Raw genomic sequence first — 14,582 nt, 5'->3', positions numbered from 1 at the left:
AGGAGCTGCCGGAGGCTGCGATCTTTTGATTTTGATTTTTGAAGATCAAAAGATCGCAGCCTTCGGCAGCTCCTACATGGGATTGGGGGCAGTCAGTTGGGGATTGGTTGGTTGTGAGGTCGTCTTCGCGAGCAGGCTCGCTCCCACAGTTGGATTGGGTTTGGTCAGTTGGAGGGGGGTTGGCTGTTAGGGCGTCATCGCTGGCAAGCCAGCTCCCACAGGGGGTGGTGGGGTTGGAGGGATTGGGGTTAGCTGAGGACGACGACGCCGCCGGGCAGTTCGGTGCATTTGACGCCGTAGGCGTCGCGGATCAGCAGGGCGACGCCGGCGAGTTGGTCGAGGCTGAAGCGGGCCTGGACGCGGCGTTGGCCGAGTTCGCGGTTGAGCAGCAGCAACATGCCGGGGCGGTAGCGGTTGATCTCGTCGATCATCTGGCTGAGGGTTGCGCCGTTGAATACCAGTACCTGTTGGCGCCAGTTCATCACTGCGGTGGTGTCGACGCTTTGCACTGCGCCTACTTGCTGCGCGTCGTAGGTCAGTTGCTCACCCGGCTGCAAGCGCAGGCTGCGGCCATCGACATTGACGTCCACCGAACCATCGAGGCACGTCACGCACACCTGCTGATCGGTGTTACGCAGGTTGAACCGCGCCTGACTGGCGCGCAACCACCCTCCTCCAGCCTGCATTGCCAATGGCAGGCGTGCGGTCTGCACTTCGACTTCGCCGCTGACCAGTTCGAACCCCTGCACACCGTCGTCGCCGGCGCGCTGGTTGATGCGGGTCTGGGTGTTGAGTTCCAGGCGCACGCCATCGGCCGGTTCAAAACGCTTCTGCTGGCCGACCTCGGTGATGTAATCGGCGCCGAGCCCTTCGAAACCACCGGGAATCGTCCCGCGTACCAGCAGGAACGCCGCCGATGCGGCAATCGCTCCACCGAGAAAAGCCCGGCGACCGAAGCGCCGTGGCGATTGCAGCATTTCAGCGGCAGGCTGCAGGTTGTGCCACAACACCTTGGCCTGCTCGAAAGCCTGGGCATGTTCGGCGCTCTGCGCGCACCACTGGCGTAACGCGCGGGCGTCGGCCACGGTGGCACGGCCGGAGGTCAGCAGGACCAACCAGTCGTGGGCTTCGCTGTGCAGATTGTCGGCCGCCGATGGCTCGGCAGGTGTCAGTCGAAAGATGTTCAAACGCGCAGATTCTCAACGAAATGATCGGGCACTATTCAGAAGACGGTTTTCCGGCCCCGCGACCGAACCGCTGAAACACTTTTCTTTCCAGTTTCGCGGCGCAGAAGCCCAATGCAGCTTTGATTTCCTTTTCGACCATGCGCGTGGAGATGCCAAAACGCTGGGAGATTTCCAGGTGCGGCGCCTCTTCCAGCCGCGCTGCGATGAAGATTCTGCGGCGCCGCGCGGGCAGCTCGTAAAGGGCGCTGAGCAGCGACTGGATTTCCTTCTGCCCACCGACCACCCGCGCCGGGTCCAGCGCCTCGTCGCCGATCTGCAGCAGCTCTTCGACTTCCTCGCCGGTGAGCAGGCGCGCATCGGCCTGACGGCGGTCGGCGGCGATGTTCAGGGCCATGCGATAGAGGTAGGCGTTGGGCCGCAGCAGGTTCGGCGGCGTTTCCATGCGGTCGACCCGCAGGTAGGTTTCGTGCAACACGTCGTTGGCCAGATCTTCCGAGCCGAGACGGCGGCGCAAGCGCACCCGAAAGTCCTCATAGGACGTCAGGAACAGTTGGACCATCGAACCTTGTCCGGTGTCTTTCATCCCCCGGAAACTCCTTCCCATTGGGTGCATTCCATGCGTTTCCCTGACGACTCCGGTAACAACAGCAACGTGACCGGCTGACGCAACGCGCTGGGTGTCGGCCGGTCGATCCTGAGATTGCGAAAGCTCTCCACCAGCGCGGTATCGCGCCGTACATCACCGGTCGAAGTGACCAACCGGTTGTGCTGCACCACGCCGTCGCGCCCGACCCAGACCTGCAACACCGCGCGATAACTGCCCGGACGAGTCAGTGGCGAACGGCACAGGTTGCGCTCGATCGCCGCTTGCACCGCGGTGGCGTAGCTGCGACTGACAGCGGCACTGGCCGGGGTGGTTTTGTCCAACGCCGACGGCACGTCCTCGACCTGCGCCACTTGCAGGGTGAACGCGTCGTCGCGGGCATAACGCGCCATCAGACCGCTGCCGCCGAGCAAGCGGCGCAAGGCGTCGGCAGCGGTGTATTCGCCATCGACCGCCAATGAGCGTCGGCCGCGACTCAACTGGCTGTCGACCAGCACCGCAACGCCCGTGGCGTGGCTGTACTGATCCAGCGCCCGGGCCAGATCCTGCGCCGGGATGTGCAGCGTCATGCGCATATCGGCCGGCAGCGGTTCGGCGGTCACCGCACCGCTGAACCAGCCAAGCAGCAGCCCCAGACTCACCCGGCGCACGAGAGTCGCTGAACGCTGAAGACCGTCCCTGGAACTGCCTCGCTGCACGGCTGACGTACCCCTGAAAACCGTCATCCTGATGGCTGTTTATGAATCTGGTGTGACGGGCGGTGCAAAAAAACCATCACGGGATTCGCCCAAGGCTTGCACTAGACTGCAAACAGACAACGGCCGCTTCGGGCCGGCCAGGAGGCTTGCATGAAATCACTGTGGAAAATCGCCCTCGGCGGGTTGCTGCTGAGCGCCTTCGCCAGCGCCCACGCCGAACAGCCGTTGGGTTGTGTGGAGGTGACGGTGGGTGGCTACAAGGCGCCGAATTACGACTGTCTGAGTCAGCAGATGGGCAACAATCCCGAGGGTGCGGCCGCCGCGCAGAAGAATCAGGAAGCGCTGAATGTGCCGGTGAACAAGCGGCCACCGAATCAGGTCGGGCTGGCGACGCCGGCGGCGACCAGTACGCGGATGGGGAATACCTTCGGGACGTCAGTCAAACCACAGCGCCCACCGAATTAGGAAAACATCAAAGTCAAAAGATCGCAGCCTTCGGCAGCTCCTACATGGGATCGAATATAGGAGCTGCCGAAGGCTGCGATCTTTCCACCAAACTGAAGACCAAACTTTGTGGGGAGGGAGCTTGCTCCCGCTGGGGTGCGCAGCGCCCCCAAACCTGCCGAACCGGTTTTGACTGACAGACCGCATGCAAAGGTTTTGCGACTGCTGCGCAGCCGAGCGGGAGCAAGCTCCCTCGCCACAGGTTATGTGTACGTCAGTCGCTTGGGATCTGGCGGAAACTTACCGCCAGGCGATTCCAGCTGTTGATCGTGGTCACTGCCATGGTCAGATCCACCAGTTCGGCTTCACTGAATTGCGCTTTGGCCAACTGGTAAACATCATCCGGCACATGACTTTCAGCCAACAACGTCACCGCCTCGGCCCAGGCCAGCGCGGCACGCTCGCGGGGGTTGAAGAAGCCGCTGTCGCGCCACACCGCAATCGCATACAAACGCCGTTCACTCTCCCCGGCGCGCCGCGCATCCACTGAATGCATGTCGGTGCAAAATGCGCAGCCGTTGAGCTGCGAGGCGCGGATCCGGATCAGTTGCAACAGTGGCGCCTCGATGCTCAGGTCGCGGGTCAGCGCTTCCATGGCGAGCATGGCTTTCATCGCCTTGGGCGATGCGTTGTAGTAGTCCAGACGCGGGGACATAGGCAGGTCTCGGAATGCGGGATAGTGGTTTTACGGTAGGCGCTGATGCGCCGGCGTTACAGCCCCAATTCCACGAAAAACCGCCACACCACTGAAATCCCGGCCCCACACATTTCCCCTGTAGGAGCTGCCGTAGGCTGCGATCTTTTGATCTTGCTTTTGCTTATAAAAAATCAAAGTCAAAAGATCGCAGCCTGCGGCAGCTCCTACAGGGATGGTGACCAATTTCGGGTTTTTGTGCTGCGCAACTACTGCCAATCACGCAACAGCGGTAATCTGGCCGACACCCCAATCGCCCCCCGGAGCCGCGTCGGTATGGAACTTCACGTCGTGATCAATGGCCGCAAGGACCTGGCCGGCCAGTTGTATAACCAACTGCGCGGCGCCATCGAGTCCGGGCGTCTGGCCGCCGGCACGCAGTTGCCGCCCAGTCGCTTGCTGGCCGAGCAACTGGGGATCTCGCGCAAGACCATTTCCGACACCTACGCGCAACTGACCTACGAAAACTTCCTCACCGGCGTCATCGGCAAAGGCACCTACGTCAACGCCCGTCCGGCGCAGGTTCAGCGCAAGCAAAGCCACACCGAACTGGCCAGCGCCGAACAGATCGAGCGCTGGCGCAACCTGCCGATGTTCCTGCAGCACCCGACGCTGGAAGGCTCGCTGCGTTACGATTTTATCGGCGGCGCCACCAGCAAGGGCCAGTTCCCGCATGACGACTGGCGCCGTTGCGTCTCGCATGCGATGCGCCAGATGGCAGGTTCAAAAGGCTTCTACAGTGTCCCCGAAGGCTTGCCGGCACTGCGCAATGCGATTGCCCGGCACATCGCGTTTTCGCGCGGGATCAACGGTCGGGACGAGGACATCGTGGTGTGTAACGGCGCGCAGCAGGCGCTGGATCTGATCACCCGCGTGCTGATCAGCCCCGGCAGCCGAGTGGCGATGGAAGACCCGGGGTATCCGCCAGCCCGCCTGCTGTTCGGCAGCCACGGCGCCGCAGTCAGTGGAGTTCCGGTGGATGCCGAAGGCATTGTGGTCGAACAGATTCCCGAGGGTACGCGGCTGATTTACGTCACCCCGTCGCACCAGTTCCCGCTGGGCATGCCGATGAGCCAGGCGCGCCGCGAGGCGTTGCTCGCCCGGGCGTATGAGTTGGGCGCGATCATCATCGAGGACGACTATGACAGCGAGTTCCGCTATGAAGGCCGGCCTACGGACTCCCTTTTCAGCCTCGACCAGCGCGGGATCGTTGCCTACGTTGGGACCTTCTCCAAGACCCTGTTGCCGGAGCTGCGCCTGGGTTACGCGATTCTGCCGCCGGCGATCCTCGAAGCGGTGATCCGCGCGAAAAAGCTCACTGACCAGCACGCTTCGACCTTGCCGCAATGGGCGCTGGCCAAGTTCATTGCCGAAGGTTGCCTGCTCAAGCACATCCGCCGCTGCCACGCGATTTACGCCCAGCGCCGCGAGCGGATTCTGGCGCGCATGGCCACGGATCTGTCGCCGTGGCTGGAGGCGATAGCGCCCAGTGCCGGGTTCCACATGGCAGTGCTGTGCAAGGTGCCGGTCGACCTGGCGCTGGTAATCGAGTTGGCGAGAAAGGTCGAGGTCGGGTTGTATCCCATCGACATTTTCTATTATCAACAGCCGGTGAGGAGCGGCCTGTATTTCGGCTTCGGCGCCATCGAAACCCTCGACATCGACACCGCTCTGGATCGCCTGCGCGACATTCTGCAACAAGTGGCGTGAATGATTGGTCTGCGCGATTAACCGCCGATTGGTTATTGGTGATCAACGGAGGCGGGCCTATTCTGCATGGGCGTTATCCCTCAATGAGCAGGATTCGTCCGGCCTGATTCAGGAGAGTGAGCAATGTCCAACGAAGTGATCAACACCGTCCAGGTGCGCGCCGCCGCCGGCCGTTCGGAAGAGCTCGGCCGGCAGCTGCAGAAGATCGTCGACACCTTGCGCCAGACCCCGGGCTGCGACGCCTATATGGTCGACCGCTGCCCCGAGGACAGCCAACGCTGGACAGTGAGCGCACGCTGGCAGTCGGAAGCGGCGATGCAGGCGCACTTCAACCGGCCCGAGGCGCAGGGGTTTATTGACCTGATCGATAGCCGTCTGGCCAATAGTGTGGATTTCAACAGCTTCCCCATCGTCTGACCGGACGCCTTCGCGAGCAAGCTCGCTCCCACATTTGGAATGCGTTCAACTGTGGGAGCGAGCTTGCTCGCGAAGACGTATTCAGCTGCACCGCCGAACGACTGATTGGTCACCCGATCTTCCCGAATATTGGCCGTTTGCATGCCCCACCCCGCAGACTACTGTGGTCACCACCCCTCCCCAACTGGTGATCGAACATGAAAGCCCTGCACCTCTTCACCGCCGCTCTTGCCCTGTCCCTGTCCGCCGCAGCATTGGCCCATGACCCGTCGGAAAAAGTCACCGTCCTGCAAGACCAGATGCTGAAAAACGCCCCCGGCAAGAAAGCCATGATGATTGAAGTCGACTACAAACCCGGCCAATCCTCGATTGCCCACAAACACGACGGCACTGCCATGGCCTACGTGCTCGAAGGCGAAGTGATTTCCCAGGTCAAGGGCGAACAGCCGATCACCTACAAGAAAGGCCAGTTCTGGTACGAACCGGCCGGCTCCGAACATCTGGTGTCGAAAAACGCCAGCAACAGCAAACCGGCGAAGTTGCTGGTGTTCATGGTGTTGGCCCCGGACGAACAAGTGCTGATCCCCTTGAAAAACTGATGGTTGTTTGCACAGCCATAAATAAAAAGGCGCAAAACACTGTTTTGCGCCTTTTTATGTCCCGAGGCAATTAACCGATTTGCCTTAAAGCCAATAAAACTAATGCATCGCCATAACTGGAAAAATTGTCAGCTTATTTACAGGTTGGCGGGTTTAGTCTGAGTCAACTGTCGCGCGCCTTTGACAAACAGCCGCGACAACTATGACGTTCCGACTGAAGTTGCTTCACGGGAGACTCACCATGAAACTTGCGTTTGCCAGTACCTTGGCGATATCGGTTTTAGCTTTGTCCGCCTGCTCAGTACCCACCGCGCCGAAAGCGGTTTCGTCCCTCGATACGCTGTTCACCCAACCGGTTGGCCGCAGCAGCGCCGCCCAAGTGCAAAGCGGCCCCGGCGTGTCACTGGGCGTGGTCTACAGCCCGAGTACCCAGACCAACCGCGAATACCTGCGTGACTATCAGGCCAACGCCGGCACCGGTTTCGGCCGGAGCCTGCTGGTGCAGCCGATCCACGACGCCTACGTCAACACCTCGAAACCGGACATGGCCGTGGACTGGGTCAAGGCTTCGCTGCAACGCCAGTTCGGCTCCGTCACGGTGTACCCGGACATGCAGAGCCTGCGCGCGGCGCATCCCGACGTGGTGGCGATCATCGACACCCACAGCCAGTTGATCACCTCGCGCAGTTCCGACATCAAGGCTGATGTGAGTGCGGATTTTTATGATGCGAAGTTGAACTACATCGGTACAGCTAAAGGTTCTGAAGCGAAGGAACTGACGCCGGTGTGGGCCGACTTCAAACGTTCGGAAGAGATAGTCGCGGATATTAATCAGCAGCAGGATGTGCAAGTTCGGGCGTTGCAGAAGTTTGATCAGTCGCTGAGTAATTTATTGACCAGACCGACAGATAAAGTGTCGATGCTGGATAACAAACAAGCACCTGACTTGTATTGAAAGTAAGGCCCTCATCGCTGGCAAGCCAGCTCCCACAGGATTTGTGGTGACACTCAAACCCTGTAGGAGCTGCCGAAGGCTGCGATCTTTTGACTTTTAAAATCAAAAGATCGCAGCCTTCGGCAGCTCCTACAGGGAGCGCATCAACGATGCATAAAAAAGCCCCGGCATCTCACGACACCGGGGCTTCTTCATTCAACCACTACTCAGGCCGGTTCAAGCTCGGCATTCGCAGCAGCCGCAGGCACCACCGCTTGCCCGCTCAACGCGAGGTCCAGCAGCTCACGGTTGGCCACGGCATACATGGCGTAGTCAGTGCCGCTCGCAGCACGGATTTCCACCAGCATGGCGCGCCAGCGCTCGATCATGCTTTCGTGCTGTGCCATCCACAGCGCCAGGCGTGCTTCCACGTCCTGGGTGCCGTCGCCCTGTTGCAGGACGGAGATGGTGATCGCACGTTGCTGCCAGTCCACATCATCACGGAACGCTTCACGGGCCAGAGCCTGCCAGTTGTTTTCAACCGGCAGCGCGCTGATCTGTTGCAGGTACCAGGTGATGTCCAGCGCACTGCCCACGGCGAAGTAGGCCTTGGCCACTTCGGCCGGATCCTGGCCAGTGACGTCGGACGCTTCGATGATCGGCAGCAGGGTGTACAGGTGCGAGGTACCCGCGACCATACGCGCCAGCAACTCCGGCACACCGGCCGCGACGTAAGCCTGATAACGCGCCTGCCAGTTTTCACGGATTTCGCCGCTCAGCAGTTCGTCGAGCTTCAGGCCCAGCTCCTTCAGGTGCGGACCGAAGTGCGCGACATCACGGGCAGCGTTCTGCTCGTTGCGACGGGCACGCAGGAACCAGCGGGTAGCACGGCGGCCCAGACGCATCAGTTCGTCCATCAGCTCCAGCTGCACGTCAGCGGAAACCTGGTAGTCCAGCGCTTCGATCTGACGGAACCAGTGCGGGAGGTGGAAGATGTCACGCACGATCACGTAAGCGCCAGCCACGTTCGCCGGGCTCATGCCGGTCGACTCTTTGAGTCGCTGAACGAAGGTGATGCCCATGTGGTTGACCAGGTCGTTGGCGATCTGGGTGCTGACGATCTCGCGCTTCAGACGGTGACGACGCATGGCTTCGGAGAACTTGCTGACCAGGGTCAGCGGGAAGGCCGTTTCCATGTCGCGGGTCAGGTAGTCGTCATCCGGCACCAGCGAGTTCAGCAGCTGTTCCTTGAGGTCGATCTTGCTGTACGAGATCAGCACGGACAGCTCGGGACGGGTCAGGCCATGGCCTGCCGCAACGCGCTCGTTGATCTGCTCTTCGGTCGGCAGGAACTCGATGGCACGGTCCAGCTTGCCACGGCCTTCCAGATCGCTCATCAGACGCTTGTACTCGGCAATGCGCTCGTAGGCACGACGCGCCGCCAGGGACAGAGCCTGAGTCTGCTTGTAGTTGTTGCCCAGCACCAGACCACCGACTTCGTCGGTCATGCTCGCCAGCAACTGGTTGCGTTGCTTGTCGGTCATGTCGCCGGCCTGAACCACTTCGTTCAGCAGGATCTTGATGTTCACTTCGTGGTCGGAGCAGTCCACGCCACCGGCGTTGTCGATGAAGTCGGTGTTGGAACCGCCGCCATTGAGACCGAATTCCACGCGACCCAGCTGGGTCATGCCGAGGTTACCGCCCTCGCCCACGACTTTGCAGCGCAGCTCGTTGCCGTTCACGCGCAGTGCGTCGTTGGCCTTGTCGCCCACGTCGGCATGGCTTTCGCTGCTGGCCTTGACGTAAGTGCCGATACCGCCATTCCACAGCAGATCCACCGGCGCCTTGAGCAAGGCGTTCAGCAGTTCGGTCGGGGTCAGCTTGTCGGCCTTGATGTCGAAGCGTTCTTTCATCTGCGGCGAGATGGCGATGCTCTTCGCGCTGCGCGAGAAGATACCGCCGCCTTCGGACATGATGCTGGTGTCGTAGTCGGTCCAGGCCGAACGCGGCAGGTCGAACATGCGCTGACGCTCGACGAAACTGGTGGCCGGGTTCGGGTTCGGATCGATGAAGATGTGCATGTGGTTGAACGCAGCAACCAGTTGCAGCTTGTCGGACATCAACAGGCCGTTACCGAATACGTCACCGGCCATGTCACCGACGCCGACCACGGTGATGCTGTCTTCCTGGACATTGATGCCGCGCTCGCGGAAGTGGCGCTGTACGCCGACCCACGCGCCCTTGGCGGTGATGCCCATTTTCTTGTGGTCGTAACCGGCGGAACCACCGGAAGCGAACGCGTCGCCCAGCCAGAAGCCGTAGTCGATGGCGATGCCGTTGGCGATGTCGGAGAAGGTCGCAGTGCCCTTGTCCGCTGCCACCACCAGGTACGGGTCATCGTCGTCATGCCGCACGACGTTGGCCGGCGGTACCAGCGCGCCGTCTTTCAGGTTGTCGGTGATGTCCAGCAGACCGGAAATGAAGATGCGGTAGCAGGCGATACCCTCGGCCGCGATCTCGTCACGGCTGCCGCCCAATGGCAGACGACGCGGCAGGAAGCCGCCCTTCGCACCCACCGGCACGATGACCGAGTTCTTCACTTGCTGGGCTTTTACCAGGCCGAGGACTTCGGTACGGAAGTCTTCTTCACGGTCGGACCAGCGCAGACCACCGCGCGCAACGTTGCCGAAGCGCAGGTGCACGCCTTCGACGCGTGGCGAGTAAACGAAGATTTCGAACTTCGGTACCGGCTTCGGCAGCTCTGGAATTGCGTGCGGGTTGAACTTGAAGCTGAAGTACGACTTGTTCTGGCCGTTGGCGTCAGTCTGATAGAAGTTGGTGCGCAGCGTGGCTTTGATCAGGTCCAGGTAACGACGCAGGATGCGGTCTTCGTTGAGCACCTGAACATCGTCCAGTGCGGTCAGAATCGCCTGTTCCAGACGCTGTTGCTTGTCTTCCAGATCATCACTGCCCAGCTTGCGCGCCAGGTAGAAACGGGTCTTGAACAACCGGGTCAGCTCGCGAGCGATGTCGGTGTGGTTGTTCAGGGTGCTGGCGATGTAACCCAGGTCGAAGCCCAGACGGATCTGCTTCAGGTAACGGGCGTAGGCGCGCAGCAGCGCCACATCGCGCCATGGCAGACCGGCGGTCAGCACCAGACGGTTGAACGCATCGTTCTCGGCATCGCCACGGACGATGTGGACGAACGCGTCCTGCAGGGTGTCGTTGAGTTGCTGGATATCCAGCTCCAGACCTTCGGCTGCGGTGAACGCGAAGTCGTGGATCCAGAACTCGCGGCCATTGGTGTGACGCAGACGGTACGGGAACTCACCCAGCACGCGCAGGCCGAGGTTTTCCAGAATCGGCAACACGTCGGACAGCGCCAGCGGGGTGTCGGCGTGGTACAGCTTGCAATGCAGCTCGCGCTGACCAGACACCTGGCCCAGCGGCTGATAGAAGCTCATCACCAGCGGATTTTTTTCGTTCAGGCTCAGCAGGTGCTGCATGTCGACCACGGCCGAATGCGCCGCGAAACGCTCGCGGTAACCTGCCGGGAAGCCTTTCGGGAAATCCGCCAGCACGTTGGTGCCGTGGGCTTCGCCGAAGCTTTCGACGGTCAGGGCGGCGTAGTCGTCCTGCCAGCTGCGGCAGGCCTGTACCACTTCTTTTTCCAGCAACAGCGGGTCGATGTCGATGCGGTTCTTCGGATCGACACGCAGGATCAACTGCACGCGAGCCAGCACGGACTCGGAGAAGAAGGTCCAGAACTCGCAGTCGGTGGCCTTCAGACGCTCCATCAGCACCTGCTGGATCTTCTGGCGCACTTCGGTGGAATAGATGTCGCGCGGCACGTAGGCCAGGCAGTAGCAGAAGCGACCGTACGGGTCTTTGCGCAGGAACACGCGGATCTTGTTGCGTTCCTGGATCTGCACGATCGACATCACGGTGCTGAACAGTTCGTCGACCGGGGTCTGGAACAGGTCGTCACGCGGCAGCACTTCAAGCACCTGCGCCAGTTCCTTGCCCAGGTGAGCCTTGGACTGGAAGCCGGAACGGCGTTCGATTTCTTCGACCTTGCGGCGGATGAACGGGATGACCCGCACGCTCTCGCCATACACCGAGGAGGTGTACAGGCCCATGAAGCGGTGTTCCTTGATGACGTGGCCGTCGGCGTCGATTTCACGGATCGACACGTAATCCGGGTAAGCCGGACGGTGTACGCGGCTCGGGTGCGCAGCCTTGGCGAACGACAGCAGGGTCGGTTCGCGCAGGTAGTTCACCGCGTAGTCTTCGATGTGCCGGTCTTCGTTGGTCAGGCCGGTGCGCAGCAGCTTGGTCAGACCGAGGAAGGAATTCTGGTCGTATTCGATATGGCCGCCATCGGCCTGATCGACAACGGTGAACTCTTCGTAGCCGAGGAAGGTGAAGTGGTTGCCCACCAGCCATTCCAGAAAGCTCTTGATTTCGCTCTTTTCGTCGGCATCGACGGCGAATGCGCTGTGATCGAGCTTGGTGAGGATCTCCTGCACCTTGGCCTTCATCGGCTCGAAATCAGCGACCGCGACGCGCACTTCACCGAGCACTTGCTCCAGCTCTTTGCTCAGCACATTCAGTTCGGCCGCGTTGGCGCAGCGGTCGATTTCCAGGTACATCAGCGACTCGTGCAGCACGCCTTCGCCGGTGCTGCCCTTTGGCAGGATTTCCAGCAGCTCGCCCTTGCTGCCACGACGCACGCTGAGCACGGTGGTCTGCAGGGTGTGGATGCTGTAGCCGCGACGGTTCAGCTCGGTGCGCACCGAGTCGACCAGGAACGGCAGGTCGTGGTGCAGCACTTCGACCGCGGTGTGGGTCGACTGCCAGCCATGACGCTCGTAATCGGGGTTGTAGACGCGCACTTGCGGTTGCGCGTGATCGAAGCGCTCAAGCAGGCGCCACGCGGAAAGAGTACAGCCAGCGAGGTCGGAGAGGCGACGTTGGGTCAGCTCGTCCAGGGAAATGATGCCGAAGAATTGTTCAGCGAACAGCGCCACTTGTGGCAGTGCCTGTTCACTGATGTGCTGCGCCAGTGCCGCTTGCAGTTGGTGCTGGAAGTCGGCTTTGCTGGCTGCGGTGAAGAACGCCATCTGTGGTACTCCGCTTAAGCTTGTTATTGATGGAAAGCGTCGCGTGCAACACCCCTTGCGGGGCTTGTGTCGCCCTGTTCCTGAATCTCGGGCAGAGGAAACAGGGGGACAGGTGGGTGAAGCTGGACGAGACACTCAGGTCACATTCACCTTCCATTGAATGGGCATCTGCAAAAACGACTGTCGAGGCTGCCGACAATGCCTTTACGGGTGCTCATCCGTTGCGCAGCTTAATGGGTGCGACAATGTGTCTGCTTGCGGTGCTGCGACATATTCGGTCATTGGCACGTAAACCAAGGCTTTGGCAACGGTAAACACTAGCATTCATGGCGGAAAACGGCGGCCTGAATACCCGTATTTACGGTACATCTGTGCCAGAAGTGACCTTTGACCTGTGTCGCGTTCACGACACATCCTCTGACACTCTCACATGCAGAAATTCCCAAGGGCTGGCAGAATCGCGCCCAATTGCGACCAACACGCCCGCCGAGGCAGGAATTCCCCCATGCAAATGACCACCGCCCTACTGATCGTCAACCCATGCGACGACGAAGAAGACAACATGGCCATGCTCTGCTGCCATAGCGACAAGGGCGATATGTTTCTGATGAGCCGCTATCCGGACGAGGACGAGTTGGAGATCACTCTGGATGGCGAGCCTTCGACGCTGGACGGCGTAAAGGTAACCCTGAGCAAAACGCAGTTGAAGATCGAGATCGCGGCGGCGGATGCCGATGCGCTGAATGGCGATGATGTGCTGGAGATTACCTTCAACCCGGATATGGTTGATCTGGCTGAAGTTGAAGAAACCCTGAAGAATATTCTGGATGGGACTGGCACCTACATCAGCCAGATTTAAGGGTGCCTGAGCCGGCCTCTTCGCCGGCAAGCCAGCTCCCACAGAGAGCGATGTGTTGCATAAATCGCATTCGCACCGCTGATACCTGTGGGAGCTGGCTTGCCAGCGATGGGGCCAGAACTGCCACCTCACCACTCCCCTGCTACAAAATTCCAACAAATCCCCCAGTCATTTCCCGCACTTTGCGCAAAATGCCGTTAGTCGCCACCCCCCTCGATGGATTAAAGTAACGCCCCCAGCCCCGGCGTTATCCGAACGCCTGCGGCCACCCTTTCCAGGAACAGTCACCGATGGAACATCGTGAAGCGCTGCTGGCGCTGCGAACCTTTCTTTCAACGCAGATTCTCGGCCAGGAAAAACTCATCGAGCGTTTGCTCATCGCCCTGCTCGCCGACGGCCACATGCTGGTCGAGGGCGCTCCGGGTCTGGCCAAGACCAAAGCGATCAAAGAACTCGCCGAGGGCATCGAAGCCCAGTTCCATCGCATCCAGTTCACCCCGGACCTGCTGCCGGCCGACATCACCGGCACCGAGATCTATCGCCCGGAAACCGGCAGTTTCGTGTTCCAGCAAGGCCCGATCTTCCACAACCTGGTGCTGGCGGACGAAATCAACCGCGCCCCGGCCAAGGTGCAATCGGCGCTGCTCGAAGCCATGGCCGAGCGTCAGGTCAGCGTCGGGCGCAGCACGTATGAACTGTCGCCACTGTTTCTGGTGATGGCGACGCAGAACCCGATCGAGCAGGAAGGCACCTACCCGCTGCCGGAAGCCCAGCTCGACCGCTTCCTGATGCACGTCAAAATCGGTTTCCCGGACGCCGCCGTCGAACGCCGGATCCTGCAGCAGGCCCGTGGCGAAGCGCTGAATGGCGAAACCAAGCCTGAACGCCGGGTCAGCCAGCAGGCGATTTTCGCCGCGCGCAAGGAAATCCTCGGTCTGTACATGGCGGACGCCGTAGAGGAATACCTGGTGCAACTGGTCATGGCCACGCGCACCCCGGCCAAGTTCGACCCGGAAATGGCCGAGTGGATCGCCTACGGCGCCAGCCCGCGCGGCTCTATTGCCCTCGACCGTTGCGCCCGGGCTCACGCCTGGCTGGCGGGTCGCGATTTCGTCAGCCCCGAAGACATTCAGGCGGTGCTGTTCGACGTGTTGCGTCACCGCATCATTCTGTCGTTTGAAGCCGAAGCCGCCGGCATCGATCAGGATCGGGTGGTGCAGCGGATTCTCGACGTCGTAGCCGTCGCTTGACCC

At 60.8% G+C, this 14,582-nt stretch carries 12 protein-coding genes; 7 read left to right on the top strand and 5 right to left on the bottom strand.

The genetic code is table 11. The annotated features are described in order from the left end of the window. Positions 1 to 248 precede the first annotated feature (248 nt). The 3 genes from B1722_RS01195 to B1722_RS01185 are packed head-to-tail and all read right to left on the bottom strand — an operon-like array spanning position 249 to position 2,432. A complete protein-coding gene (locus tag B1722_RS01195; RefSeq protein ID WP_086790951.1) occupies positions 249 to 1,187 on the bottom strand; it encodes a FecR domain-containing protein in 939 nt (312 codons plus the stop codon). A 31-nt stretch (positions 1,188 to 1,218) separates the two neighbouring features. After that, positions 1,219 to 1,770, bottom strand: coding sequence for an RNA polymerase sigma factor (locus tag B1722_RS01190; RefSeq protein ID WP_027613107.1), 552 nt, complete (start codon positions 1,768 to 1,770; stop codon positions 1,219 to 1,221). Continuing rightward, positions 1,767 to 2,432: a secretin and TonB N-terminal domain-containing protein gene (locus B1722_RS01185; RefSeq protein WP_371851360.1), complete on the bottom strand. Its 666-nt coding sequence runs from the start codon at positions 2,430 to 2,432 to the stop codon at positions 1,767 to 1,769. Before B1722_RS01185 ends, B1722_RS01190 begins: the two co-directional genes overlap by 4 nt. Positions 2,433 to 2,639: 207 nt before the next feature. Here B1722_RS01185 and B1722_RS01180 point away from each other — a divergent pair, with 207 nt between their 5' ends. Then, complete coding sequence (locus tag B1722_RS01180) at positions 2,640 to 2,954, top strand: hypothetical protein (RefSeq protein WP_086790949.1); 315 nt, start codon at positions 2,640 to 2,642, stop codon at positions 2,952 to 2,954. A gap of 253 nt (positions 2,955 to 3,207) precedes the next feature. On the opposite strand, the gene B1722_RS01175 is transcribed toward B1722_RS01180, so the two are convergent. Further along, positions 3,208 to 3,648 carry a carboxymuconolactone decarboxylase family protein gene (locus tag B1722_RS01175; RefSeq protein ID WP_041062432.1) on the bottom strand — a complete coding sequence of 147 codons (441 nt, stop codon included), beginning with the start codon at positions 3,646 to 3,648 and terminating at the stop codon, positions 3,208 to 3,210. A gap of 315 nt (positions 3,649 to 3,963) precedes the next feature. Here B1722_RS01175 and B1722_RS01170 point away from each other — a divergent pair, with 315 nt between their 5' ends. The 4 genes from B1722_RS01170 to B1722_RS01155 all read left to right on the top strand — a co-directional run bounded on the left by B1722_RS01170 (position 3,964) and on the right by B1722_RS01155 (position 7,368). After that, positions 3,964 to 5,397 carry a PLP-dependent aminotransferase family protein gene (locus B1722_RS01170; protein WP_086790948.1) on the top strand — a complete coding sequence of 478 codons (1,434 nt, stop codon included), beginning with the start codon at positions 3,964 to 3,966 and terminating at the stop codon, positions 5,395 to 5,397. 123 nt (positions 5,398 to 5,520) lie between these two features. After that, positions 5,521 to 5,814 (top strand): putative quinol monooxygenase, encoded by a 294-nt coding sequence (locus B1722_RS01165; protein ID WP_003225668.1) that lies wholly within the window; start codon positions 5,521 to 5,523, stop codon positions 5,812 to 5,814. 197 nt (positions 5,815 to 6,011) lie between these two features. Continuing rightward, entirely contained in the window at positions 6,012 to 6,413 is a 402-nt protein-coding gene (locus B1722_RS01160; RefSeq protein WP_086790947.1) for a cupin domain-containing protein, read from the top strand. 241 nt (positions 6,414 to 6,654) lie between these two features. Beyond that, entirely contained in the window at positions 6,655 to 7,368 is a 714-nt protein-coding gene (locus tag B1722_RS01155) for an ATPase (protein WP_086790946.1), read from the top strand. Between the two features lie 206 nt (positions 7,369 to 7,574). Here the strand turns inward: B1722_RS01155 and B1722_RS01150 are convergent, their stop codons facing one another. Beyond that, positions 7,575 to 12,470, bottom strand: a complete 4,896-nt coding sequence (locus B1722_RS01150) for an NAD-glutamate dehydrogenase (protein WP_041062444.1) — start codon at positions 12,468 to 12,470, stop codon at positions 7,575 to 7,577. A gap of 505 nt (positions 12,471 to 12,975) precedes the next feature. On the opposite strand from B1722_RS01150, the gene B1722_RS01145 reads away from it, so the two are divergent. After that, positions 12,976 to 13,329 carry a hypothetical protein gene (locus B1722_RS01145; RefSeq protein ID WP_041062446.1) on the top strand — a complete coding sequence of 118 codons (354 nt, stop codon included), beginning with the start codon at positions 12,976 to 12,978 and terminating at the stop codon, positions 13,327 to 13,329. Positions 13,330 to 13,619: 290 nt separating this feature from the next. Further along, a complete protein-coding gene (locus tag B1722_RS01140) occupies positions 13,620 to 14,579 on the top strand; it encodes a MoxR family ATPase (protein ID WP_003218556.1) in 960 nt (319 codons plus the stop codon). Positions 14,580 to 14,582 lie beyond the last annotated feature (3 nt).

The organism is Pseudomonas sp. SCPG-7, from assembly GCF_002156405.1.
GTDB lineage: Bacteria > Pseudomonadota > Gammaproteobacteria > Pseudomonadales > Pseudomonadaceae > Aquipseudomonas > Aquipseudomonas parakoreensis.
Note: the sequence above shows the minus strand (reverse complement) of the source record. Positions and strands in the feature narration are given on the sequence as shown.

Excerpts from the sequence above, each read along its gene's own strand:
- B1722_RS01190 (WP_027613107.1), bottom strand. The coding sequence starts at position 1,770 with ATGAAAGACACCGGACAAGGTTCGATGGTCCAACTGTTCCTGACGTCC.
- B1722_RS01180 (WP_086790949.1), top strand. The coding sequence starts at position 2,640 with ATGAAATCACTGTGGAAAATCGCCCTCGGCGGGTTGCTGCTGAGCGCC.
- B1722_RS01175 (WP_041062432.1), bottom strand. The coding sequence starts at position 3,648 with ATGTCCCCGCGTCTGGACTACTACAACGCATCGCCCAAGGCGATGAAA.
- B1722_RS01170 (WP_086790948.1), top strand. The coding sequence starts at position 3,964 with ATGGAACTTCACGTCGTGATCAATGGCCGCAAGGACCTGGCCGGCCAG.
- B1722_RS01165 (WP_003225668.1), top strand. The coding sequence starts at position 5,521 with ATGTCCAACGAAGTGATCAACACCGTCCAGGTGCGCGCCGCCGCCGGC.
- B1722_RS01160 (WP_086790947.1), top strand. The coding sequence starts at position 6,012 with ATGAAAGCCCTGCACCTCTTCACCGCCGCTCTTGCCCTGTCCCTGTCC.
- B1722_RS01155 (WP_086790946.1), top strand. The coding sequence starts at position 6,655 with ATGAAACTTGCGTTTGCCAGTACCTTGGCGATATCGGTTTTAGCTTTG.
- B1722_RS01150 (WP_041062444.1), bottom strand. The coding sequence starts at position 12,470 with ATGGCGTTCTTCACCGCAGCCAGCAAAGCCGACTTCCAGCACCAACTG.
- B1722_RS01145 (WP_041062446.1), top strand. The coding sequence starts at position 12,976 with ATGCAAATGACCACCGCCCTACTGATCGTCAACCCATGCGACGACGAA.
- B1722_RS01140 (WP_003218556.1), top strand. The coding sequence starts at position 13,620 with ATGGAACATCGTGAAGCGCTGCTGGCGCTGCGAACCTTTCTTTCAACG.